Origin of the sequence: Faecalicatena orotica, from assembly GCF_003149245.1 — a bacterium.
GTDB lineage: Bacteria > Bacillota > Clostridia > Lachnospirales > Lachnospiraceae > Faecalicatena_A > Faecalicatena_A orotica.
Genome location: NZ_QGDL01000013.1, coordinates 91,689 through 115,310, shown reverse-complemented (window position 1 = coordinate 115,310; position 23,622 = coordinate 91,689). Strand labels below are relative to the sequence as shown.

24 protein-coding genes are annotated in these 23,622 nt (G+C 45.5%); 12 read left to right on the top strand and 12 right to left on the bottom strand.

Annotated elements, in window-relative coordinates:
* Positions 1-112 precede the first annotated feature (112 nt).
* Complete coding sequence (locus tag A8806_RS19510) at positions 113-1,567, bottom strand: response regulator transcription factor (RefSeq protein WP_181368800.1); 1,455 nt, start codon at positions 1,565-1,567, stop codon at positions 113-115.
* Between the two features lie 47 nt (positions 1,568-1,614).
* On the bottom strand, positions 1,615-3,360 hold the full coding sequence (locus tag A8806_RS19505; RefSeq protein WP_181368799.1) for a sensor histidine kinase: 1,746 nt from the start codon (positions 3,358-3,360) through the stop codon (positions 1,615-1,617).
* A gap of 229 nt (positions 3,361-3,589) precedes the next feature.
* On the opposite strand from A8806_RS19505, the gene A8806_RS19500 reads away from it, so the two are divergent.
* The 3 genes from A8806_RS19500 (at position 3,590) to A8806_RS19490 (ending at position 5,765) form a co-directional block, all read left to right on the top strand.
* Positions 3,590-4,309, top strand: a complete 720-nt coding sequence (locus A8806_RS19500; RefSeq protein WP_109732844.1) for an L-2-amino-thiazoline-4-carboxylic acid hydrolase — start codon at positions 3,590-3,592, stop codon at positions 4,307-4,309.
* A gap of 370 nt (positions 4,310-4,679) precedes the next feature.
* Positions 4,680-4,955 (top strand): CD3324 family protein, encoded by a 276-nt coding sequence (locus A8806_RS19495; RefSeq protein WP_109732843.1) that lies wholly within the window; start codon positions 4,680-4,682, stop codon positions 4,953-4,955.
* 240 nt (positions 4,956-5,195) lie between these two features.
* A complete protein-coding gene (locus tag A8806_RS19490; RefSeq protein WP_109732842.1) occupies positions 5,196-5,765 on the top strand; it encodes a DUF1062 domain-containing protein in 570 nt (189 codons plus the stop codon).
* A 48-nt stretch (positions 5,766-5,813) separates the two neighbouring features.
* On the opposite strand, the gene A8806_RS19485 is transcribed toward A8806_RS19490, so the two are convergent.
* From A8806_RS19485 to trmB, 3 genes are all read right to left on the bottom strand, one after another.
* Positions 5,814-6,125, bottom strand: a complete 312-nt coding sequence (locus tag A8806_RS19485) for a thioredoxin family protein (protein ID WP_109732841.1) — start codon at positions 6,123-6,125, stop codon at positions 5,814-5,816.
* 26 nt (positions 6,126-6,151) lie between these two features.
* The gene (locus A8806_RS26305; protein WP_181368798.1) at positions 6,152-6,292 is read right to left on the bottom strand and encodes a hypothetical protein; all 141 of its coding nucleotides are present in this window, start codon (positions 6,290-6,292) and stop codon (positions 6,152-6,154) included.
* A 161-nt stretch (positions 6,293-6,453) separates the two neighbouring features.
* A complete protein-coding gene (trmB, locus tag A8806_RS19480) occupies positions 6,454-7,104 on the bottom strand; it encodes a tRNA (guanosine(46)-N7)-methyltransferase TrmB (protein WP_109732840.1) in 651 nt (216 codons plus the stop codon).
* A gap of 329 nt (positions 7,105-7,433) precedes the next feature.
* Here trmB and A8806_RS19475 point away from each other — a divergent pair, with 329 nt between their 5' ends.
* The 9 genes from A8806_RS19475 (at position 7,434) to A8806_RS19435 (ending at position 16,001) form a co-directional block, all read left to right on the top strand.
* A complete protein-coding gene (locus A8806_RS19475; RefSeq protein WP_109732839.1) occupies positions 7,434-7,745 on the top strand; it encodes a hypothetical protein in 312 nt (103 codons plus the stop codon).
* 3 nt (positions 7,746-7,748) lie between these two features.
* Entirely contained in the window at positions 7,749-8,795 is a 1,047-nt protein-coding gene (locus A8806_RS19470; protein ID WP_109732838.1) for a V0D/AC39 family V-type ATPase subunit, read from the top strand.
* On the top strand, positions 8,792-10,738 hold the full coding sequence (locus tag A8806_RS19465) for a V-type ATP synthase subunit I (RefSeq protein WP_109732837.1): 1,947 nt from the start codon (positions 8,792-8,794) through the stop codon (positions 10,736-10,738). Before A8806_RS19470 ends, A8806_RS19465 begins: the two co-directional genes overlap by 4 nt.
* 14 nt (positions 10,739-10,752) lie before the next feature.
* Positions 10,753-11,184 (top strand): ATP synthase subunit C, encoded by a 432-nt coding sequence (locus A8806_RS19460; protein WP_109732836.1) that lies wholly within the window; start codon positions 10,753-10,755, stop codon positions 11,182-11,184.
* Position 11,185: 1 nt separating this feature from the next.
* Positions 11,186-11,494: a V-type ATP synthase subunit F gene (locus A8806_RS19455; RefSeq protein WP_109732835.1), complete on the top strand. Its 309-nt coding sequence runs from the start codon at positions 11,186-11,188 to the stop codon at positions 11,492-11,494.
* Between the two features lie 73 nt (positions 11,495-11,567).
* Positions 11,568-12,155, top strand: coding sequence for a V-type ATP synthase subunit E (locus tag A8806_RS19450; protein ID WP_242996190.1), 588 nt, complete (start codon positions 11,568-11,570; stop codon positions 12,153-12,155).
* Complete coding sequence (locus A8806_RS19445; protein ID WP_109732834.1) at positions 12,148-13,914, top strand: V-type ATP synthase subunit A; 1,767 nt, start codon at positions 12,148-12,150, stop codon at positions 13,912-13,914. The genes A8806_RS19450 and A8806_RS19445 overlap by 8 nt, the downstream gene beginning before the upstream one ends.
* Before the next feature lie 15 nt (positions 13,915-13,929).
* Positions 13,930-15,306, top strand: a complete 1,377-nt coding sequence (locus A8806_RS19440; RefSeq protein WP_109732833.1) for a V-type ATP synthase subunit B — start codon at positions 13,930-13,932, stop codon at positions 15,304-15,306.
* A gap of 68 nt (positions 15,307-15,374) precedes the next feature.
* Positions 15,375-16,001 (top strand): V-type ATP synthase subunit D, encoded by a 627-nt coding sequence (locus A8806_RS19435; protein ID WP_109732832.1) that lies wholly within the window; start codon positions 15,375-15,377, stop codon positions 15,999-16,001.
* Between the two features lie 46 nt (positions 16,002-16,047).
* On the opposite strand, the gene A8806_RS19430 is transcribed toward A8806_RS19435, so the two are convergent.
* Genes A8806_RS19430 through A8806_RS19400 form a run of 7 tightly spaced genes read right to left on the bottom strand, consistent with a single transcriptional unit; the run spans position 16,048 to position 23,543 of the window.
* A complete protein-coding gene (locus A8806_RS19430) occupies positions 16,048-17,085 on the bottom strand; it encodes an SIS domain-containing protein (RefSeq protein ID WP_109732831.1) in 1,038 nt (345 codons plus the stop codon).
* A gap of 20 nt (positions 17,086-17,105) precedes the next feature.
* A complete protein-coding gene (locus tag A8806_RS19425; protein ID WP_109732830.1) occupies positions 17,106-18,056 on the bottom strand; it encodes an N-acetylglucosamine kinase in 951 nt (316 codons plus the stop codon).
* A 1-nt stretch (position 18,057) separates the two neighbouring features.
* The gene (locus tag A8806_RS19420; RefSeq protein ID WP_109732829.1) at positions 18,058-19,266 is read right to left on the bottom strand and encodes an AGE family epimerase/isomerase; all 1,209 of its coding nucleotides are present in this window, start codon (positions 19,264-19,266) and stop codon (positions 18,058-18,060) included.
* A 13-nt stretch (positions 19,267-19,279) separates the two neighbouring features.
* Positions 19,280-20,434, bottom strand: a complete 1,155-nt coding sequence (locus A8806_RS19415) for an ROK family transcriptional regulator (RefSeq protein WP_109732828.1) — start codon at positions 20,432-20,434, stop codon at positions 19,280-19,282.
* Between the two features lie 19 nt (positions 20,435-20,453).
* On the bottom strand, positions 20,454-21,281 hold the full coding sequence (locus A8806_RS19410; RefSeq protein ID WP_109732900.1) for a carbohydrate ABC transporter permease: 828 nt from the start codon (positions 21,279-21,281) through the stop codon (positions 20,454-20,456).
* Positions 21,282-21,286: 5 nt separating this feature from the next.
* A complete protein-coding gene (locus tag A8806_RS19405) occupies positions 21,287-22,153 on the bottom strand; it encodes a carbohydrate ABC transporter permease (protein WP_109732827.1) in 867 nt (288 codons plus the stop codon).
* 58 nt (positions 22,154-22,211) lie between these two features.
* Complete coding sequence (locus tag A8806_RS19400; RefSeq protein WP_109732826.1) at positions 22,212-23,543, bottom strand: ABC transporter substrate-binding protein; 1,332 nt, start codon at positions 23,541-23,543, stop codon at positions 22,212-22,214.
* Positions 23,544-23,622: the final 79 nt, after the last annotated feature.

Here is a 23,622-nt window from a genome sequence, read left to right as displayed (position 1 = left end):
CACACAGAACTGTAAGCATCTTGCACTTTTCTGACTTCTTAAAAGAAATGCTTCTTGGTTATTAACACAAAAACGACTTTTTGTCGGGATTCTGCAAAGGGGTCAGACCCCTTTACCGCTTCTTTTGGTAAAAGAACGGATTCACACCCATTACCTTTTTGAATACCCTCGAAAAGTAGGACAGGTTGGAGTACCCGACCTTCTCAGCTACTTCATATACCTTCAGATCGGTGTTGGTGAGTAGTTCCACAGCTTTTTGAATCCGGCAGTTTGTCAGATAACTATTATAGGTAGACCCTGTTTCGGCCTTGAACAGCCTGCAGAAATAGTCTGCATTGATATTCACGTAATCAGCGACTTCTGTCAGTGATTCGATGAAAGCGTAATTGTCCACAGTATAAGCAATCGCTGATTTCACGTATTCGGAGTATGCTTTCTCGCCGACTACCATTGTGCCTTTCAGTTCCCGCAGGAAGGTATCCATTTCTTTCCTGAGCTGCTCCAGACTCCCGGCGCCTTCAATTCCATCCCTGGTCTTTCTGCATAGTTCCTCCAGCCCGCGGCCGGCGAACTCCATCTTCGACACTTTGTATGCATCCACCATATCTGTGAAGCATCCCCGCACCTGATCCAGATCCAGGACCTGTGCCTTCGTAAGCTCTTTGTACAGGTCTGCAATATATCCCTTTGCCTCCTCCTGGCGGTCTTTACGGATCATCGATATTACATTTTTCCGAATGCCCTTTATTTTCTGAAGACCGGCCTCCTGATCCTCTTCCTTGTACAAAAATACACCCTGACGGTTCTCATAGAATCCGAGGTTCAATGCCATCCTCGCACGCTGGCATGCCTCCGGGATTTCTTCCGTAAAACCGGAAAACCCGACCCCTGTTTCTTTCAGAAGCGCCAGATCCTTACAGAATGCCATCGCCTCACCAAAACATGCCCCCGTAGAATAGCTGTTTTTATAGCTGCATACCCAGACCGAAATATCTTTCTCATAAAAACAAGGCTCGATTCTCAGCACAAATGCATTCAGAAAGCTTTCAAATACCGCCTTGTCCGATTCCTTCTCTGCAAAAGCAGCCGCAAAGATGTGCTCTCCCTCTTTCTTTTTCACCGGAAATGTTTCTGCCAGATGCGGGGTCGTAAGCAGATCCTTGATGTACTGGGGTTTTTCCACCTCTTTGCGGCTCTTTTTACTTTCGTGATAATTTTCCATGATCTGCCCGAGCACTTCTGCCGTAATCTCATTTTTTAACACATACTCATTCGCCTGATATTTAATCGCCTCTCTGGCATATTCAAACTCACTATATGAAGTCAGCATCACGACATATGTCTCCCCGCATGAATTCTTGATCTTCTGCAGAAGCTCAAGCCCTCCCATTTTTGGCATTTTAATATCCGTTACAACCATGTCGAACGGCTCCTTTGAAAACAGCTCCCACGCATCCTTGCCATTTGGCGCAGTACATACCTCATTTGTATTTCCTTCCAGTGCTGATATGGACATCTTCAGCCATTCACGGATTGGAAGTTCATCATCCACAATCAATATTCTCATCCTTTTACCCTCCATGCTTATGTAAAACCGGTCCTTACACCCCTGACCTATTCCAGCACCGGAATCTTAACGATAATCCGGGCGCCATCCTCATAATTTGTATCAATGCTTAAGCCGTATTTTTTTCCGAAGTTCATCTTAATCCGCTCCCGGATATTATTCATCCCGATCATGTTCGACTGCTCCTTAGAACGGATTTTCCTGCTCAGTTCCATGTAATTCTCATCCGTAAATCCTACGCCGTCATCCGTTACCGTAATCAGCATATCGCCATCGCACACCTGAAAACTGACCGTTACGTGGATCGCATCCACCTCATCATCCAGACCGTGGAAAAGCGAATTCTCGACAAGAGGTTCCAGAATCATTCTGAGTACCTTTTTCTGATACAGTTCCTGCGGACATATAATTTCGAGTGAAAACTGATCTCCGTACCGGTATTTCTGCAGGATTGAATAATCCTCCAGAAACTTGATCTCCTGCGACACATCCACAAATTCACTCTTATATGACAAAATATATTTCAAAATCGAAGTGAACGCATCAATGATCCCGATCGCCCCCTGTTTATTCCCCATATCCACAAGACAGCGGATGGAAAACAGAGTATTATAGAGGAAATGCGGACTCATCTGTGACTGCATAAATCCCATCTCCGCGGCCCGCTTCTTTTTCTCCGAATCTTTAATCGCGGTCACAAGACTCCTGATCCTCTGGTTCATATAATTGCATTCTTCGCAGATCGTGTTAATCTCACGCCACCCCGCGGCCTCGAATTTCTGGTCATTTTTTTCAGATTTCCCCACCTTCTCCAGTTCATGCACCAGCTCCCCGAGCGGCCTTGTTGTCCTGTGGGAAATATAGAAGCAGACCAGCATACTGACCGAGAAAATGATCAGCCCAATCATCACCATCCTCCTCTGTATGGATTTCACGTCTCCCAGAAGTAGTTCGAGCGGAATCTCCTCCACCAGAATCCAGTTCAACTCCTGATTTTTATAGATGGAAAACAGATATTTCTTCTGACTTTTCTCGATGATGTTATAATTCTGCTCCCGGAACATCTCATTCATGACATCCATATCGTAAAAACGAATTCCTATCAGTTCTTTATTCCTGTGCGATACGATATTCCCAATATTGTCCACAATGTAGATATCGTTTTTATCAGACAGTGACTCAAACACCTGGCTGAAATTCTTCTCGTATATATTAAAAAGGAATAATCCGATAAAATCCCCGTTTTCATCCGTCATCGTCCGTGCAATCGAAACGATACTCTTCCCCTGACTGTCCTCATATGTAGAAATCCATTTTTCTTTCTCTTCCAGCACATCGAGAAACCACAGCTTATTCCTGTAATCTGCCAGTGACTGTGCATTTTTCGCCGGCCCCGTACTGTAGGTATACCCGTTTTCCATGAGAAAAGAATAGTAAAAATCAAGCCCTGTCGCAGCCTGGGTCATCCCTGATAAACTTTCTATATTTTTGAAATTCTCCAGTATCTTTTCCTGCTCTTCCCTGGTATAGCTTCCCTCGTGGTAGAGATCTGTCAGATTTTCATTATAAAAATACAGGTTCGATAACATCTCTGCGTTAGATTTAATTGCCGAAACCTTCTCAGAAATCTGGGTCAGTACATCCACTCTGGAATTAGAAATTTTCTGTACCATCAGTCTCTCAAACATCTGGAAAGAAATAATCCCGCTGATACCCAGCGTACAGATAATAATACTTGCAGATAAAATAATCAGAATTGTCTTCAGTTTTAAGGGGCGGCGGTGTTTTCTCATATTAACTTCTCCCATCGGATAAAATAACTATCAAATACACTATAGTTTTATTCTATCTGCAATTTTAAAATAAGCAACTGAAACTTAAAAAGGAAGCGCAATATTTTATCTATTTACGATTATCTAATGTTAAAGTTAAATTTTCAGAATGCTACCCTTTTTCATGATAAATTGATATACTGACTTCATAAGAATATTATTTAACACCAGTTTAAAGGAGGAATCTGCCATGTCATCAACACAGCCAGCTTGTAAAATCGAACATCACGCCACTCTTTTCGGCCTTTTAGCCAAATACGCCATTAAAGAAAACGGCGAAAAGGGAAAAGATGCGATTCTCAAAGGCATGACAAGATATGGAAACGAACGCGGCGCACGTATGGCGCAAAATGCCTTAAAACACGGGGACGACCTGACCACAATGACCAGCCAGGCTTACGGGGAGTGGCATCCTGATTATGAAGGACAGATGGACGCCGGACAATTATGTATAACCCCCACCCTGAGAACCTATGTCTCAAGATGTGCGTGGTGTGACGCCTGGAAGAAACACGGTCTGTCCGAATACGGGAAATATTACTGCCTGAATGTGGATAACGCCGTCTATCAAGGGTTTCGAAGTGACTTCATATGCACACAATTATCCACACCATTAAGCTGGGGCGGTGAACGGTGTGAATTTGACTGGGGGCACCCGCTGACAGAGGCGGAAAACCAACTGCTGGCAAAGAAAAAGACAGAGCTTGGCACTTCCTGTATGAAGGACTTTACATATCATACCGCACATATTTTATATACCATCAGTAAAATGCTGGAAAAAGAGCTTGGCGATGCTGGCAGAAATGCGGTGAAGTGCGCTGTAAAAGAATATGTCCGCATATTCGGGGCGGAATATCTTGAGGTACTCGACCAGGTTTATGAAGAACACTCCATGCAGGAATACCTTTAAACTGCAGGAGCACCATCGATGCTTCACTTTATTTTGAAGCCTTAACTTTGTTTATAAAAAGAATTTAAGGTGCATAACTGACGGAGTCATGATATACTTTCATCAAGTCAGGGGAATTACTGATTCTCCGTCACGCAAAAAAATAAGGAGGACCTTTGAGACTTATGCTTAATCCTATCTTTATGACTGCATAGCAGAGGCTATTGCGGTGAAATGAATTTTTATCACAGATACCCTGAGCGGGCAGAAGCACTGACGCTTTAGCCAGGATATGAATGTTCAGATTTACAAAAATAGCCCTTGCTGATCCTGAAACAATTTTAACTTAATTAAACGCTATGTTTCATTAAGAACGAACTAGGAGAGCAACATGAGCTATCAGAAAGCAAACCATATCCTGCCCCGTGATTTACTGGAAAAGATACAGGAATATATAGACGGCGAGCTGATCTACATCCCCAAGGCTGCGGCCAATAAAAAGTCCTGGGGTGAAGGAACTTCAACCCGCCAGGAACTCAGACTCAGGAATGAACAAATCTATGCCGACTACTTAAAAGGAGAACGCATGGACCGCCTTGCCGAAAAATACTTTCTGTCATTCAAGAGCATCCAGCGGATCATCGGTCAGGAAAAGAAAAGGAAATGATACAAGGAGACTAAACCCATGCAATAACCGGCATCCGTTTGGTCTCCTTTCTTATGTCCCCGCCGCAAAATAAAGTATAAAAAATCTATTAGGTAGGTTTTATCTGCCTGTCATGCTACACTTTTTACAGCAGGAAAACCTGCAATCATAAGAAAGGAGACCAGATCATGAGAAAATCCGAAAAAAATCCGCCTATTATTACTTTCTTGTTCTAAATTAACAGGAAAGGACTCGAAAAAAATGCAACAAATAGTATGGGTGGTGCAGTACAGCACCCCTCCTCTGGCACTTAAATACTGCAAAAAATGCCAGAAAAAAACGGAGCATGCGAGCTCAGGCAGGTTCCGGGTTAATGCCCAGGGTAAATATCTGGACATCTGGCTGATCTATAAATGTAAAAACTGCCGGACAACCTGGAACCTGCCCCTCTATTCCAGAATCAAACCCGAAAGCATCGACAACCGCCTTCTGGAACAATTTTACAGCAACGATGTAAGCCTTGCCCTTCAATATGCTTTCTCCACCTGGCTTCTCCAGACTAACGGCGCAGAAATCGTACTTCCCGATTATCAAATCCTTGGCCCCCATCCCGATTCCGGCACAACCGTTGAACTTCAGATCACAAGCCGGTATTCTCTTCCCGTGAAAGTATCCCAGATCCTTCGGGAAAAGCTTGGACTCTCCTCACGGGAACTCGAAAAACTAATAACTGACGGCAGAATACAAAATATTTCTTTAAAAGGACTAAAGAAATGCAAGCTAAATCAGGAAATTACTCTGTACATAGATATGTCCACTCCCTATAAATAGAAACCGGCGGTATACCTCCTGTCCCGGAAAGCATACCGCCCCTCCATATCATGACTCGATCATATCTATCAGAACTTCCTTATTCAGCACCCCGCTGGCCGCTGAAACCGGCCTGCCACCTTTAAAAAGAACAAAGGTCGGCACCACCTCAACATCAAATTCCGATGCCAGGATTTCACATTCCTCAATATCAATCTGACACACCTTGACCCTGCCTGCATATTCAGATGCAAGTTCATCCACAATATCAGCCATCATTGCACATTTCCCGCACCAAACAGCAAAGAATTCAACTAACACAGGCATCCCTGACCGAAGTACCTCCTGTGGGTAATTTTTCGCAGTTACTTTGATTTTCATAGCAAACACCTACGTTTCTCTATATTCTATTTACCACGGCAGCTCCCGCTGTTCAGTATCTCACACACCTCGTCAAGCGAACGCTTCAGACACATCAGCTTGCGGTTCAGGTCCGGCCTGCAGTACATCTTATGACAAACAAAATCCTTCCAGCCTCTGCCTCTCATACATACCTCCAACTGCCCGTGTAAGGCTATATCTCCTCATGGATATAATATGCAAAATATGAAAAAACTGTGAATGGGGACGTAATATTTTAAAGGTTTACTACGTCCCTAATTAACTTTTGTGGTGTACCTAATTGTAATGTTTCTGCCTGTTTGTGCTCTTATTTTCTCACTGCTACCAGTTTATTAATCGGATTTCCCTTTGCTGAGAATTTCTCTTCGTATTCTGTCATTACATTTCCCGCATTCATTATTTCATGATGGTGCAGGTCATATGTATAATTCTCAAGAATCCACCCTGCTTCCCTTACCTGTTCCATCGAAAATTTAAATAATTCTGTATTATCCGTCTTAAACTCGATTTTTCCACCCTTTGCAAGAATCTTCTCATACCTTGTCAAAAATTCTGTTGAAGTCAGGCGTCTTTTCGCATGCCTTGCTTTAGGCCAGGGATCAGAAAAATTCAGATATATTTTTTCCACTTCGTTTTGTGCAAAAACTTCTTCCACATCCTTTGCATCCATGCAGACAAGCCGTACATTTTTCAGCATATTAAACTCCTCGGTATCAAACTTTTCCACAGCCCGGAGTAATACACTGGAATATCTCTCAATCCCAATAAAATTAATCTCAGGATATTTTACTGCCATATTCAGCAGGAAACGGCCTTTTCCCATTCCAATTTCTATATGTATCGGATTTTTATTGCCAAAAACCTGCCTCCAACAGCCTTTCTGCGCCTCCGGACGTTTGATTACTGCCGGATGTGCCTGAAGCGTGCCTTCCGCACGCGGTATATTTCTCAATCTCATAATCTATATACTCCTTTTTCACTTACTTCCCATAAATAACGTTTTTTATTTCCATTTATGGTAAGTATAATACAGAACAGCTAAAAATCAATCCTCTTATTGTGTAAAACTTGAAATATTTTTCTACAAATTATAATACCATAACATAAGGTACAGGGCAAAATACATTTTGGGACACCACTTAAATCAATTTGGGACACCATCTAACTTAATTTGGGACGTAGTATACCTGAGAAATATTACGTCTCTAAACGGTTCGTAACTTGCTTTTTTTTTGAAAAGGTGTATTATAAATACAACTACTATCAATGATTAACAGGAGGCTTAACATGGACTCTATTGTAAGGAAATTATCGGAAATAGAATCTGCCGCCGCCGCTATCGTGAGCCATGCCGAAGCGCAGAAATCTGTTCTGGACAAGGAATATGATGCCGCGCGGCGCAGGTTCGACGAGGATCTGGAGGCAAAGACTCAAGAACGCATCGGAAAGATACGGGATGAGCTGGAAAGCAGCACTACCAGACTTTTAGACAGCCAGACAGGGGCTAACAGTGACTCCATCGAGGCACTGCTAAGAGAGTATGAGGAAAAGCACACACAATACGCACAAAATATTTTAAAACGGATAACAGAGGTATAGTCTATGGGGAATCTACTTGTTTACAGCGGGATTGTGACGAAAGTCCGGGCTATGGAAGCAAGGCTTTTGAAGCCGGAACAGTTTGAAGAGATTGCAAATCTCCACAACGTGCCGGAAGTTGTCTCCTACTTGATGGAGAATTCTTCTTACACAGATGTTCTGGATGAGATTGACGAGGCCAGGCTCCACCGCGGTGACATTGAGAAGATCCTGATCCAGTCACTTTATCAGGACTACACCAAGATATACCGCTTCTGCAGTCTGGAACAGCGCAAGTTCCTGCAATTATATTTAAAGCGTTACGAAGTAGACCTGATCAACTACTGTTTTCGTATCGTTATCAACCACTACGCCGAGCCGTTCGACTTGAATTACAAGAAACCATTCTTTGACCGTTATTCCCGGATATCCATTGAGAAGCTGATCACTTCCCGGACGACGGATGAACTGGTCGAGAATCTGAAGGGCACGGAATATTATGAACCGCTTAAAAAGCTGCGGGACACCCAGTCAATCACATTGTTTGATTATGACCTGACACTTGACTTATATTATTTTTCTACCGTATGGAAAGAGAGAAAAAAGGTTCTAAAAAAGAAAGAGCTGGAGATTTTCACCCGTGACTGCGGCGCCAAGATCGACATGCTGAATCTTCAATGGATCTACCGAGCAAAGAGATATTACGATATGGCACCTGCTGACATTTATTCCCTTCTGGTTCCGATCCATTACAAGATTTCCACGGATCTGGTCAAGGAAATGGTTGAGTCTTCTAATAAGGAAGAATTTTACAGCGCCATGCGCAAGACATCCTATTCCCGCCACTACGATTTTGGCCAGAACCTGACGATTGAACAGATGTATGCGGAATGCCTTTATCATCTCTATACCGTGGACAGGAGGCGCAATCCTTACTCCATCGCCACGATTAATACGTATTTATTCCTGAAAGAAGAAGAGCTTAAAAAGCTGACGACCGCCATAGAGTGTATCCGTTACGGCCTTACACCAGGTGAGACGCTGGCATACGTTGGAGGTAGAACTCAATGATAGTTAAAATGAAATTCATCAACATCTCCGGCCCCAGAGGTGACATAGACCGTGTTACGGACCTATACCTGTCGCGATATGAAATCCAGCTGGAATCTGCATTATCCGAGCTGAAGACCGTAGACAATCTAAGGCCATTTGTTGAAATCAACCCATACCGGGATGCACTCAATAAAGCAATCCAGTTCGTAGGATACCTGCAGAATGCAGACGAAGTCGAACCGGACGTTTCCCTTGGGCTGGACGATATGTTCGAAGTTGTAAGAACAGCCAACCATGACTACATGGAACTTCAGGACAAGAAGGATAAACTGAAACGCAAGATCGATGATCTTCGTAAGAAACAGCAGATTATAGCGCCTTTCAGGCCTCTGGACTGTGAATTGAGCCAGATTTTGAAATACAAATACATCACATACCGTTTCGGGAGAATCGCCATAGAATTTTATCATAAGATGGACAAATATCTGATGGACGATCTCGGCGCTATCTTCGTGGAAGGTGAGCGTGATGAAAGCTATGTATACGGTGCTTACTTTGTATCCCCCGGAGAGGCCCAGAAGGTGGATGCCGTGTTCCGGTCCCTGCACTTTGAAAAAATAGAACTCCCGGAGGAATTTCAGGATACGCCCGCGGATGAATACCGCAGGATTGTAAAAGCCATTTACAACACAAACCAGGAAATCGAAGAACTGGACAAACAGGCCGGTGAAATGCTTTCCGGGCGTGCACCGCAACTGATTGCTGCAAGAAACCGTCTGGAAGAGCTGGCGAATAACTTTGATGTCCGCAAGATGGCGGCACGCATGGAGGATAAGAAGGAAGATTATTACATCCTCTGCGGCTGGATGGCAGAAGACGATATTGAAAAGTTTCTGCATGAGATCAAAGATGATGACAAGGTTTTCGTCGTTGTCGAGGATGACCATGATACTTATTTCGGTGAACCGCCGACCAAACTGGAGAACCCGAAGATCTTCAAGCCCTTCGAGATGTTTGTCCAGATGTACGGGCTGCCCTCCCATGATGAATTTGACCCGACTGTGTTTGTAGGCCTGACCTACTCATTCATATTCGGAGTCATGTTCGGGGATGTGGGGCAGGGACTTCTTCTGTTAATCGGGGGAGGCCTGATCTACTACTTTAAAAAGGCGCCGCTGGCGGGGATTATTTCCACAGCCGGTATATTTTCCACAATTTTCGGTTTCATGTTCGGCAGTATATTCGGATTCGAAAACGTTATAAAGCCACTCTGGCTGAGGCCCATCGACCATATGACCACACTGCCGTTTATCGGTAAGCTGAACACCGTATTTATCGTGGCGGTCGCATTTGGTATGGCTGTCATACTCGTGGCTATGGTTCTTCACATTGTCAACGCAGTCAGGAGCCATGATATGGAGAATATCTGGTTTGATGCAAACGGCGTTGCCGGACTCGTTTTTTATGCATCTGTCGCTGTAACGATCGTATTATTCATGACAGGACATAAGACACCGGGCGGAATTGTCATGGCAGTCATGTTTGGTATACCGCTTTTGTTAATTTTATTAAAGGAACCTATCACAAGAAAGATCCAGAAACGTGCTGACCAGATGGAAGAAAGCGCAGGTATGTTCTTTGTACAGGGCTTCTTCGAACTATTTGAAACACTGCTCAGCTATTTTTCCAACACGCTGTCATTTGTGCGTATCGGCGCATTTGCAGTCAGCCATGCAGCAATCATGGAAGTTGTCCTGATTCTGGCAGGTGCGGAGAGCGGGTCACCGAACTGGGTTGTCATTGTACTCGGGAACTTGTTTGTATGCGGTTTTGAAGGGCTGATCGTAGGTATCCAGGTACTTCGTCTGGAATATTATGAGATGTTCAGCCGTTTTTATAAAGGAAGCGGAAGAGCTTTTGATCCATATACAAAAAAATCGAAAAAATCTAAGAAAAAGTAGGGAGGACCTTAACTATGAATTTAGCAACAAAAATCATTCTTATCGCAGCTTTAACCTTAAGTATCATCATTCCATTCGGATACTATTTAATCGGAGAAAAGAACAAGAAACGTTATAAAAGAACGATTGGTGTAAATGCCTTCTTTTTCTTCGGTGCTTTTGTCCTTGCATCCATCATGATGCTCGGCGGCAAAGTAGAAGCAGCTGACACAGCAGCCGCTGCCGCTTCTACAGCAACAGGACTTGGCTATCTCGCAGCCGCTCTGGTTACCGGTTTATCCTGTATCGGCGGAGGTATTGCCGTGGCAAGTGCAGCAAGCGCTGCCCTTGGCGCTATCAGCGAAGATTCCAGCGTACTTGGTAAGTCCCTGATCTTCGTAGGTCTTGCGGAAGGTGTATGTCTGTACGGACTGATCATCTCCTTCATGATCTTAGGTAAACTGTAAGATGAAAATGTATCTGATCAGTGATAATGTTGATACCTATACAGGAATGCGTCTTGCAGGCGTGGACGGAGTTGTTGTCCATGAACGTGATGAGCTGCACACAGCCCTTCAGGATGTCCTGCAGGACAAAACCGTAGGCATCGTCCTCCTGACTGAAAAACTGGGACGCGAGTTCCCGGACATCATTGATGAATTCCGTCTGGAGAGGAAGATGCCTCTTCTGGTTGAGATTCCTGACAGGCACGGAACCGGACGTAAGAAAGACTTTATCACATCCTATATCACAGAAGCAATCGGACTGAAGCTGTAGCCACATGGTTTTATACCGTGGGCTTACAGCTAAAGCTGCTCCGAAAAAAGAATAAATGAAGGAGGTACCCCTCTTGACTCTGGAAGAAAAAATAGCACACTTACAGACAACCTCCATGGAAGAGGCGAGGGCTGAAGGAAACGCCATCATTGACACCTACCGTGAAGCGTTGGAAAAAGTATTACAAGATCATAAAGAAGAGGCGCTCCGCCAGTCTGAGACCCGTATCAAGGCTGAAACAGTCAGCGCCAAGCAACAGTTAAACCAGGCTATGGCAAGGTCCCAGCTGGAGTTAAAACGCCGTCAGGGCAAGGTTCAGCTGGAGTTGAAGGATAAGATCTTCGATGAAGTAAATGATCTGGTCAATAAATTTATGGAAACAGAAGCTTATGAGGATTATCTGATCAAATGTATCCAAAAAGCAATCTCTTTTGCCGCAGGTGACCCGATGGTTATCTATATCAATCCGTCAGACGAAACACGCCGTTCCGATCTGGAGGATGCAACCGGCACAAGGCTTACTGTCAGCGCTGAAGATTTTACAGGCGGTATCCGTGCAGTCATCCGGAATCGTAATATTTTGATTGATAACTCATTTAAAACAGCCTTGCGCAACGAATATGATAAATTTATCTTTTTAGGAGGTGACGGCGTTGCTTAATACAGGAACAATTTACGGAATCAACGGGCCCGTCATCTATCTGAAGGGCAATACGGGCTTTCGTATGTCCGAGATGGTTTATGTCGGCAAAGAGAAGCTTGTCGGTGAGGTCATTGCCCTGGACAAAGACCTGACTACAATCCAGGTTTACGAGGAAACAACAGGACTTCGCCCCGGCGAGGAAGTCGTGGCATCCGGCAATGCAGTATCGGTTGTCCTTGCTCCCGGAATCCTGAATAATATTTTCGACGGTATCGAACGCCCGCTTGAGAAAATCGCAGAATCAGGCGGGGCATTTATCACCCGCGGTGTCAGCGTAGACTCCCTCGACCGCACAAAGAAATGGCAGACACACATCGTAGTCTCAAAGGGTGATTATCTCCACGGCGGAGATATCATAGCGGAAGTTCCCGAGACACATGCGATTACCCATAAATGCATGGTTCCCCCTGATTTAGAAGGAAGAGTTGTCGATACGGCAGAAGACGGGGAATACAACATCGACGAAGTTCTGGTTACTCTGGAACTTTCCGACGGTACCCTAAAGAAACTGACCATGACCCAGCACTGGCCGATCCGCGTGGCGCGTCCGACGCATCACCGTTTTCCGGCATCCACACCGCTGATTACCGGACAGAGAATCATCGACACCATGTTTCCAATCGCGAAGGGCGGTACGGCCGCAGTTCCCGGAGGCTTCGGTACCGGCAAGACAATGACACAGCACCAGATCGCCAAGTGGTCGGATGCAGATATCATCATCTACATCGGCTGCGGAGAGCGTGGAAATGAAATGACACAGGTTCTGGAAGAGTTCGGACAGCTGACCGACCCCCGTACAGGAAATCCTCTGATGGACAGGACCACTCTGATCGCGAATACATCCAACATGCCTGTGGCCGCCCGTGAAGCCAGCATCTATACCGGTCTGACACTGGCAGAGTATTACCGTGACATGGGTTATGATGTAGCTATCATGGCCGACTCCACCTCCCGGTGGGCAGAGGCCCTGCGTGAATTATCCGGGCGTCTAGAGGAAATGCCTGCCGAGGAAGGTTTCCCGGCATATCTGGCGTCCCGTCTCTCCGCATTCTACGAGAGGGCAGGCATGATGCACAACCTAAACGGAACTGACGGCTCCGTCACCATTATCGGTGCGGTTTCCCCGCAGGGCGGTGACTTTTCCGAGCCTGTCACTCAAAATACAAAGCGTTTCGTGCGCTGTTTCTGGGGTCTGGACAAAAGCCTTGCATATGCGAGACATTTCCCGGCGATCCACTGGCTGACCAGCTACAGTGAGTACCTCGGTGACCTTGCCCCCTGGTATCAGGACCATGTTTCACCGAAATTCGTGGATTACCGCAACCGCCTTATGGCCCTCCTGAATCAGGAAAGCAGCCTTCTGGAGATTGTAAAACTGATCGGAAGCGATGTGCTTCCCGATGACCAGAAACTGGTACTCGAAATTTCACGTGTCATCCGGCTCGGTTTCCTGCAGCAGAATGCGTTTCATAAGGACGATACCTGCGTATCAATGGAAAAACAGTTTTTAATGATGGATATTATTTTGTATCTTTATAAACAATCACGTGCACTCGTCACGATGGGGCACCCGATGTCAGTACTGAAGTCAGAAAACATTTTCGATAAGATCATTGCCATTAAATATGATGTGCCCAATGACAGGCTGGAAATGTTCGCACAGTACAGGCGTGATATCGATGCCTTTTATCAGCGTGTGCTTGAAAAGAACGCGTAAGGAGGGGATTACCGTATGTCAATAGAATATTTAGGACTCAGCAGTATTAACGGCCCCCTGATCGCATTAGAAGGGGTCCAGGATGCCTTTTTCGATGAAATCGTAGAGTTTGTCGTGGACGGCACTGAACGCAAAATAGGACGTATCGTAGAGATCTACGAGGACAGGGCAGTCATTCAGGTATTTGAAGGCTCTGAGAACATGTCTTTGAAGAATACACACACACGCCTGACCGGGCACCCGATGGAGATTGCACTCTCACCTGAGATGCTGGGCCGTACGTTTAACGGAATCGGCCAGCCCATCGATGATCTTGGACCGATCACATCCACAATGAAACGTGATGTGAACGGACTTCCTTTAAACCCAGTCATGAGAGAGTATCCACGAAACTATATCCACACTGGTATATCCGCAATAGACGGTCTGACGACACTGATCCGCGGGCAGAAGCTTCCGATCTTTTCCGGAAACGGACTCCCCCACGACCAGCTGGCAGCGCAGATTGTAAAGCAGGCTTCCCTGGGGGAGAACTCCGACGAACAGTTTGCCATCGTATTCGCTGCAATGGGCGTAAAGCATGATGTGGCCGACTTCTTCCGCCGGACCTTTGAAGAAAGCGGTGTGGCGGACCACGTTGCCATGTTCCTGAATCTGGCAAATGACCCGGTTGTAGAGCGTCTGATCACTCCGAAAGTAGCGCTTACCGTAGCAGAATATCTCGCATTCGAAGAGAACATGCATATCCTTGTTATACTGACCGATATGACTTCCTTCGCCGAAGCCATGCGTGAGGTCTCCTCCTCCAAAGGAGAGATCCCCAGCCGTAAAGGTTTCCCCGGATACCTCTACAGCGAGCTTGCCACCATATACGAACGAGCCGGCATCGTACAGGGAATCAATGGTTCCGTAACCCAGCTTCCGATTCTGACCATGCCGAATGACGACATCACACACCCGATCCCTGACCTTACCGGTTACATCACAGAAGGCCAGATCGTACTGGAAAGAGAGCTTCACGGACAGTCCATCTATCCGCCGATCAACATTCTCCCGTCACTCTCCCGTCTGATGAAGGACGGTATCGGAGCCGGATACACAAGAGAAGACCATCAGGACCTGGCAAACCAGCTCTTCTCCGCCTATGCAAAAGTAGGTGATGCAAGAAACCTGGCATCCGTAATCGGCGAAGACGAATTGTCACCAATCGATAAAAAGTATCTCGAATTCGGTAAAGCATTCGAGGAGCATTATATCGGCCAGGGACCAAACGAAAACCGCAGCATGGAAGAGACACTCAACCTCGGTTGGGAGCTTTTAGGGCTTCTGCCTAAAGAAGAACTCGACCGTGTCGACACAAAGATACTCGATAAGTATTACCGGACTGCATAGGGGTCTGACCCCTTTGCGCTCCGTTTTCAGAATATTCTGACTAATTAATTGTAAGAAGGAGGAGTTGCATGGATCCGCGTACCTTCCCTACCAAAGGAAACCTGATGCTTGCCAAAAATTCGCTTGCGCTGGCAAAGCAGGGTTATGACCTGATGGACAAAAAGCGTAATATCCTGATCCGGGAATTGATGGATCTGATCGACGAGGCCCGGGATATACAGGACGAGATCGACACCACGTTCACTTATGCGTATCAATGCCTTCAGCGTGCTAATATTGAACACGGTATCAATATGGTATCACAGCTCGCCTATACGGTGCCCATAGAAAACTCCATCACGATTCAGACCCGCAGTATCATGGGCACAGAAATCCCCCATGTCAAATATACTCCGGGTACCAAGACTCCAACCTACTCGTTCAGTACGACGCGTGAGTCTATCGATATCGCCTCGGAAGCGTTTCGTAAGGTGAAGGACTTAACGGTCAAGCTCTCGATGGTGGAGAACGCAGCCTACCGTCTGGCATCTAATATTAAGAAAACGCAGAAGCGCGCCAATGCCCTGCAGAATATCACGATTCCAATGTATACACAGCTTGTATACAGCATTACAAATGCCCTGGAAGAAAAAGAGCGTGAAGAATTTACACGTTTAAAAGTAATCAAGCGTATGAAACAGAGAAAAGGAGCCTGATCAGAATCAGTGCTCCTTTTTATATGCGTCTTTCTAAACTGTAGATTTAAAATACTATATACGGGTCCAGCCCTTCCGGCAGGTCCGGATTGCATCCTCTTACAATCGCCTTTTCATAAGCCAGTATCTGGATCACACTGATGAGCACAATCCCCCATGTCTCATACCGTACACTTTCCCCCGCAAAAATATGCAGGTCAGAACCATAAGTACTACTTTGGTCACAGGACACCGTCACAATCACCGCTCCCTTAGCCTTCAGGTCTTCCACCAGATTTTTCTGCATCTCATTTTTACCAGGCTTTATCAAAACAATATCCAATGTTTCAGAATCATTCAGAACCATCGGCCCGTGCCTGTAATCCAAAACATTCGAATACCGGCCGGGAATTCTGGCAATCTCCGTAAACGCCAGCGCCCCCTCCTGTGCGATACCACACGGCACCCCGTCAGCAAGCACTGCCGCATTCTTCCAGCCTTTCTCCGCAATACGTGCCAGATCTGCCCTGTATTTCTTTTTCAGTGCCTCATTTTCTTCTATCGTAACCCTCAGATTATAGACAAGGTCCATGTCCTTTCCGTAAAATCCGGCCAGCATCAGAACAGCGGCGTATAAATTTGTAACTGTTCTTGTCTGGCAGACACTTTTATCGTAACACCAGTCCATGATCAGTTCCAGATCACTAAACTTTGACAGATCATTCTCCCGCAGCATGGAAAAACTGATGACCGGGCACTTATAATTCTCCTTAATAAACTCCACTGCCTTCACAATCTCTGTTGTCATTCCCGAACGCGACAAGGTGATCACAATACTGTCTCTCACGGACGCATCATAAAGGTCGCTGTTCAGGAGGAAATCGCCCCCTGCCACTGCTGCCGCAGACGTCCCCTCATATCTGGATAAAGCCCTTTGGGCGGATTTCGCCAGCATATAGCTGGAACCACAGCCCAAAATGATAAACTTTCTTTTCGGATTCTCTGAGAAAAACTGCTCGATTCTGGGCTTTTCTTCCATGAAGTACACAAATGTATCTTTAAGGGCCTCATGCTGTGACATAATTTCCTTTTCTGTATAAAACATTCTTCTCCTCCCGCTGTATACTAACCCTGCATTTCTAAAACCGACATAATACTATCTAACTCTTGTTCCGTCTTCCCCCCTTGCTCTGCTGCCAGAAGCACGGCTCCCTGAGCCGGTGAAAAACGGGGTATCTGAAACCTGATTTTTTTCTCCTTAAGCTGTTCCTGCAGCGGCTTTAATACCAGATCTCCCGCATGGAACAGGCCGCCGGAATAAGAAACCGGTACTGTTCCTTCAAACTCTAACTTATCATAAACCGCACACACGATCAGGGCCAGCTCCTTTGCCGCCTCTTCATACATCCCCTGTGCCGCCGCATCGCCGTCCACGGCAGCCCGAAGCAGAATCTTCTGCAGTTCTGCTATTTTCGTCCGATTGCCTTTCAGCCTGTTATCAAAAATATCAATCAAATCAATATCGCTTTCCAGCTGAAAATGTTCCCGCATCAGATTCAAGAGACATCCTTTCTCCACTCTGCCGTCACTCTCTTTAGAAAACAATTCCAGTGTCCTCCTCCCGAGCCAGCCGCAGGACCCTTCATCTGAAAATACATCATTCCATCCTCCGGCACGTGCCGACTTCCTGTCTGCCCTCTCACCATAGGCAATTGATCCGGTCCCGGAAACCAGATTTATCCCTGGCTGCAGTGCAAGCGACCCTGCCCATCCTGCTGCACAGTCATTCACCACCTGAATCGGATGTCTGCTTATCTCACTCAATCTTCCGGCAAAAAGCGCATCATTCTCTCTCGATTCCCCCCAGTTCGGAAAAGCAAGGCAAATACTGACCTCTTCTTCAATCCCCTCAAGCATGCTGCCGATGACATCCTTCAGAAGAGTAATGCATTCCTCCATCCCGATCTGCTTATATGAAATCGTCCCGCTTCTTCTCCGGGACACTGTACATCCGTCTTCCTGAACCAAAAGAAACTCTGTTTTTGTACCGCCCCCGTCTATCCCTAAAAAATACATTCTAATCCTCCATTTCTTTAAAAGCTTCCCATACGAATACCAGAGCCCTCACAAGGTGGAATGCACACTTCCACGGGGTTCCCTTATCGCTGTTCTTTACCTGGGCATCATATGTCAGGCGTTCATACCACTCACCATACAGGGCATCATAAAAATTTTCCCTGCAGTACTCATGCTGCTCCATAAACTGTTCCAGATAGAAAACATCTCCCGAGCTCTTGTACGCAATCGCATACGCAGCAAGCGCCTCTGCGTTTGGCCACCACACCTTCTCATTCCACAGTGAGTTCGTCTCTTTAAACCAGTCGATAGGTTCCGGGGTTTTCCCAAGTGCATCTGCATAGGAAATTATTCCACCGTACTCCCTGTCCTTTCCGACCCGGTTGGCCCATCTGGCTAATTCCACGCCACGCCTTACTACCTCTTCATCCTTCAGCATCTCCCCGGCTTTTATGCAGAACCATGCAGATTCATGCATATGCCCCGGATTCACAAACCGGCCCTTGTCCGTATCCAGACAGATATCATTGTCCCGCGTCACCGCCTCGAAAATCACCTGATACTGATCACGGGCAAACCAGTTTTCAATCTTATCCACGCATTCACCCAGCAGCCTCTGCGTTCTTTTAAGCCCCAGTACCTCCGCGCAGGTTTCCGTCGCCGCGAGACAGGTCAGGTACATATCATGCCAGATAAATACAGGGCTCCAGGTATTTTCATAGATGTCCTTGAATTCAGGGTCGAACATGTTCTGCTCCATTACATCGAAGCACTCACTGAGCAGCTCCATCCCCTCCTTCGTTCTTTCCACTTCTATTTTCAAATACTCCGCAACTCCCTGTATAATATGGAAATCCGAAAAAATAGAAACCGTCCCGCTAAGAACCCGCCCCCTTCTGTCAAGCATATAATTCCACCGGCCGTTTCCCGCGTATACATGCTTCACTAGAAATTCATACCCATGTCTGGCATTTTCAAGCCATTCTGCCCTCTTTTCCACCTTATTATAAAGGAGTGCGTACACATATAGCTGACGCCCCTGAAACCAGCCGTATTTCTTATCATCTGTCAGATTCCCCTGCCTGTCAAAACAGGTCAGGTACCCGCCGCACTCCTTGTCAATACACCTTGCATCCCAGAAAGGCATCACCTCTTCCTGTATATGTTTTTCATAACAGGATGCAATCTCACCGCTCAACTTCCCTTCCATAGAACCCTCCAACTTATGATTTCCAGAGCATCACAATCTGCTCCTCTGCATAATCCAGTGCAACCCTGACGCCTCCGATCACCGGCGCATTCACTCCCAGCTTAGACACCACTACCTCAGGGACAAAAGGGCACACCTTCTCCAGAACCATTTTTATTTCGCAAAGGTACTCCTGTGTAAACGCCTCTGACATCCCGCCTAATATCACGACTTCCGAATTCAGCATAAGGACCGTATTGGCAATCACAACGGCGATCTTGCGAATAATCTGTTTAACAATTACAGCTGCCTTTTCATCTCCTTTAGCCGCAAGCTTCTCGAGCTTTACGAGATCCAGATTCTCTTTGCCGGTATATTGTTTTAAACTCTTGTCACAGACGTCTCTCTCAAACCGCCCCGGACAGACAAATCCTTCTGTCAGCTCATCCTCCATACCTGCATAATATCCCAGCTCACCCGCCGCCATATTATGTCCCTTTAAGAGATACCCGTCTACGATGGCTCTGGCGGCAAAACCATCCCCATATTTGATATAAATAATATTCTGCTGGTCTTTCCCGTCGCCTTTTTCCCTTTCACCCATCAATGCCAGTTCAACGTCATTGACAATAATTGCCTTTACCTGATACTTACTGTAAATATACTCTTCCAGATCTACGTTCTTCCAGTCATCCAGATAGGCAGAAAAAAGGTCATTCAAATCGTTCTGCCCTGTAAGGGCCGGGACTCCAATCGCGATTGCTATAATCTTGACATCATTGTTCTTATCCTCAATCAGCTTATCAATCACATATTCCAGCTGGATCAGAACACCTTGTGCCCCATGATCCATCGTAATCTCTTTTTCTTCCCAGTACAGCACGTTCCCGTATAAATCTGCAATTCCCCCGCGCACTTTCTTCGGCATCAGTTCTACCGAAATCACATAATAAAGGTCACCCTTATAACTGAGCTGTCTCGGTTTCCGTCCCAGACTCGTATCGTCACAGCCCGTCTCATAAATAATTCCGTTTTCGATCAAAGCCGCAACATTATTACTGACTGCCGGTGCACTCAGGTGCAGCCTCTTTGAGATCTCCTGTCTGGAAATACCATCATTATTCTTAATTGTATGTAATATGGAGAGCTTATTCCTGTCCCCTATATCTGTCGGGTTATAAACCTTCAATGCATGTCCTCCTTTTCTCCTACTCTTTCACAGAACCTGCCAGCATCCCTTCAACCAGATACTTCTGTGCAAAGATATATATAACAACAATTGGAACTGTCGCAATGACCAGCCCGGCCATGATCACCGGTATATTTAACGTAAAGCGGCCTTTAAACAATGTAATTCCAACCATCAGCGTCCGAAGGCTTTCTTTCTGCAGAAATACAAGAGAGATCAGCAGTTCATTCCAGACCCAGACAATATTCACCAGCGATGACGTGATCAACGCCGGGACCGACAGCGGGACCATAATGAACAGCAGTGCTTTTCTGGAATTACAGCCATCGATCTTCGCCGCATCCAACAAGGAATCCGGAACAGTCTTCATGAAATTACGCATTAAATAAACCGTCATTGGCAGCATAATACCTACATATATTAATATAACAGATACGCGCGTATTTACTAACCCCATTATTTTTATAATTCTGAACTGTGGAATAATCATCGCCACAGGAGGAACCGACATCAGCGGCACAATCATGCCAAACAATAACTCCCTGCCTTTAAACTTCATCTTGGCAAATGCATATCCGGCAAGCAGTGCAATGGCCCCGGTAACCAGGGCTGCTGCCAACGTCAGTATCAGGCTGTTAAAAAACCACTGGCCGAATGGTTTTCCCTGAAAGGCTTCCACATAATTCTGAAGTGTAAATGTCCGGGGAACACCAATCATATTGTTCACATACTCTTCATGTGTTTTAAACGAATTTACAGTCATGAAATACAGCGGAAATATAATTATAACCACCAGTAAAATCATAAGCAGCTGTGACGCAGTTCCACCGCCTCTTTTTCGTTTCATATTCATCAATCCTCTTTCCTCATCACAACCTGATGTATTGCAATCAGTATACTTGCCAGAATCAGTAATATGACACTGATCGCCATTGCAATATTAAAATCACCGCCTCCAAAAGATTTCTTATAAATCAGATATTCCAGCACAAGAGTTTTATTTCCCGGCCCTCCCGCAGTCATGACATAAATAAAGTTGAACACCCAGCTGAGCATTTCGATCAATGTAATTATGATATAAAATTCAATGATTGACTTTGTCTGCGGAATCGTGATATGGCAAAACTTCTGAAGCCATGATGCGCCGTCCACATCAGCTGACTCATACAGTGCCCTGTCAATGGACATCATTCTCGCCAGAAATAGAACAACGCCAAACCCAATCTGTTTCCAGATGATTACTACGGCTACGCTTGGAAACGCCAGATCCGGATTCCCCAGCCAGTCCAGCGCAAGGCCTTCCAGACCTGCTCCCCTTAATATCGAGTTGAAGACACCGTTATACTGCAGCAGATAAGAAAATACAATACCGACTACAGGGATTGCCAGTATATATGGAATAAAAATAACACTGCGGTAAAAACGCCACCCCCTGATCTTATTATATAAGACAGAAGCGATTGCAAGAGATATCACCGTCAGAACCGGAACACATAAAAATAATTTCAGGTTGTTTTTCATAGCGATCCACAGTAACTCATCCTTTACTGCCAGCTGATAGTTTCTTAACCCCACGAAGATATTTTCATCCGCCACGGTTGTATAAAAACTCTGCGTAACCACATAGATGATAGGCACCACAATCACAAGGAGCAGGATCATAAATGTCGGCAGAATATAGATATACGGACTGATTTTCTTTGCTTTTCTTTTTTTCATATTTACCCATTCCTTTTGATATCATGGGGATAATCCACCCCCATGATACCCAGAATCTTTATTCTTCTACGCTCCAGTCCAGAAAAGCCTCATGTACTTCAGGATTCTGCTCGATACACTTGTCCAGCGCTGCATCCAGTTCCTTGGCTGCATCTATATAAGGAAGATCTTCTGAAAACATCTTCTGGACTGTGGGAACCAGTCCGTCTGATTCAAACATCGGTGCAAAATACAGCTGGTAACAAAAGTTCGTATCCTCCTTCTGCCATTGAAGCACATTCTTATCAATTTCACTTGTTACCCACTCCTCCTTAAAATTCGTATTCGGCATCATTACATTAGCCATTTCATATAAGCACTTTACATTCTCTTCCTCCTGCAGAAAAAGAAGGAAATCAGCAGCCTCTTCTTTATTTGCAGCACTCTTGGGAATCACATACACCTGACTGGGTGTCGCAACAGAAGCCGCCAGTTTTCCGGTTCCGTACACTGGTGCTTTTGCAAACCCTATTTTTTCCGCTCCCAATGATTTTTCCAATGATACGGCATATGCCTGGGTGTGAAGCGTCATAGCAGCCTTTCCGCTCTCAATCAGTTGCTGTCCCTGATAAAGGTCCAGAGACAAGATGTCATCATTGATATATCCTGCATCTTTCAATTCCACGATCTTTTCCAGCCATTCTGAATATTTTGCATCCGTAAAACTTTTTTCTCCGCTCATCAGGTCTATCATTTCATTTACGCTATCCAGATTCTGCTGCCCTAAAAAGATTCCGATCCAGGCCGGCAGAAACCCGTCTTTCAGTCCCATCCCAAGAGGTGTGATTCCCGCACTTTTTAATTTTTCACAACAGTCCATGAATTGTTCCCACGTTGTAAACGGGTTTTCCGGGTCCACACCCGCCTTCTCCATTGCTTCCTTATCATACGCGATCCCGTATGTAAATCCATATGCAGGAATGCCCCACTGCTTACCATTCCAGTTTGTTTCTGCCAGAGATGACTTTGGAATGACAGACAGTTCTTCCTCGGAAATGTAATCGCTCAGGGGTGCAACATTTCCCTTCCAGACATCTTCCATTGCCTGAGTCCCTCCCCACATGTACTGGATATCCGGGCCTTCTCCGGCGGCCTCCGCCGTACGGAATGCGGAATAAAGGTTATCGCTCTCCTGAAGAACGGCTTCCACCTTGATTTCCTGATTCTGTTCTTCATAACGCCTGACCATCTCTTCCATATAGGCCTTATACCCCGGTGCTTCCTGCTCGCCCCAGTACCACACGGTCAGAGTCTTTTCTCCATTTGAAGAACCTGAATCATTACTTTTGCTACAGCCGGTTAACAACGATACGAATAAAACAAAAGTAAACACCACAAAAACTTTTTTCATAACCTTCTCCTTTCAATATTTAACGTTGTTAATTAATATAATTAAATAATAACATAAATTATATGTTTGTCAATCACTA

Bases quoted from the DNA above. Each gene is read 5' to 3' on its own strand.
- A8806_RS19510 (WP_181368800.1), bottom strand. From the start codon at position 1,567: ATGAGAATATTGATTGTGGATGATGAACTTCCAATCCGTGAATGGCTG.
- A8806_RS19505 (WP_181368799.1), bottom strand. From the start codon at position 3,360: ATGAGAAAACACCGCCGCCCCTTAAAACTGAAGACAATTCTGATTATT.
- A8806_RS19500 (WP_109732844.1), top strand. From the start codon at position 3,590: ATGTCATCAACACAGCCAGCTTGTAAAATCGAACATCACGCCACTCTT.
- A8806_RS19495 (WP_109732843.1), top strand. From the start codon at position 4,680: ATGAGCTATCAGAAAGCAAACCATATCCTGCCCCGTGATTTACTGGAA.
- A8806_RS19490 (WP_109732842.1), top strand. From the start codon at position 5,196: ATGCAACAAATAGTATGGGTGGTGCAGTACAGCACCCCTCCTCTGGCA.
- A8806_RS19485 (WP_109732841.1), bottom strand. From the start codon at position 6,125: ATGAAAATCAAAGTAACTGCGAAAAATTACCCACAGGAGGTACTTCGG.
- A8806_RS26305 (WP_181368798.1), bottom strand. From the start codon at position 6,292: ATGAGAGGCAGAGGCTGGAAGGATTTTGTTTGTCATAAGATGTACTGC.
- trmB (WP_109732840.1), bottom strand. From the start codon at position 7,104: ATGAGATTGAGAAATATACCGCGTGCGGAAGGCACGCTTCAGGCACAT.
- A8806_RS19475 (WP_109732839.1), top strand. From the start codon at position 7,434: ATGGACTCTATTGTAAGGAAATTATCGGAAATAGAATCTGCCGCCGCC.
- A8806_RS19470 (WP_109732838.1), top strand. From the start codon at position 7,749: ATGGGGAATCTACTTGTTTACAGCGGGATTGTGACGAAAGTCCGGGCT.
- A8806_RS19465 (WP_109732837.1), top strand. From the start codon at position 8,792: ATGATAGTTAAAATGAAATTCATCAACATCTCCGGCCCCAGAGGTGAC.
- A8806_RS19460 (WP_109732836.1), top strand. From the start codon at position 10,753: ATGAATTTAGCAACAAAAATCATTCTTATCGCAGCTTTAACCTTAAGT.
- A8806_RS19455 (WP_109732835.1), top strand. From the start codon at position 11,186: ATGAAAATGTATCTGATCAGTGATAATGTTGATACCTATACAGGAATG.
- A8806_RS19440 (WP_109732833.1), top strand. From the start codon at position 13,930: ATGTCAATAGAATATTTAGGACTCAGCAGTATTAACGGCCCCCTGATC.
- A8806_RS19435 (WP_109732832.1), top strand. From the start codon at position 15,375: ATGGATCCGCGTACCTTCCCTACCAAAGGAAACCTGATGCTTGCCAAA.
- A8806_RS19430 (WP_109732831.1), bottom strand. From the start codon at position 17,085: ATGTTTTATACAGAAAAGGAAATTATGTCACAGCATGAGGCCCTTAAA.
- A8806_RS19425 (WP_109732830.1), bottom strand. From the start codon at position 18,056: ATGTATTTTTTAGGGATAGACGGGGGCGGTACAAAAACAGAGTTTCTT.
- A8806_RS19420 (WP_109732829.1), bottom strand. From the start codon at position 19,266: ATGGAAGGGAAGTTGAGCGGTGAGATTGCATCCTGTTATGAAAAACAT.
- A8806_RS19410 (WP_109732900.1), bottom strand. From the start codon at position 21,281: ATGAAACGAAAAAGAGGCGGTGGAACTGCGTCACAGCTGCTTATGATT.
- A8806_RS19405 (WP_109732827.1), bottom strand. From the start codon at position 22,153: ATGAAAAAAAGAAAAGCAAAGAAAATCAGTCCGTATATCTATATTCTG.
- A8806_RS19400 (WP_109732826.1), bottom strand. From the start codon at position 23,543: ATGAAAAAAGTTTTTGTGGTGTTTACTTTTGTTTTATTCGTATCGTTG.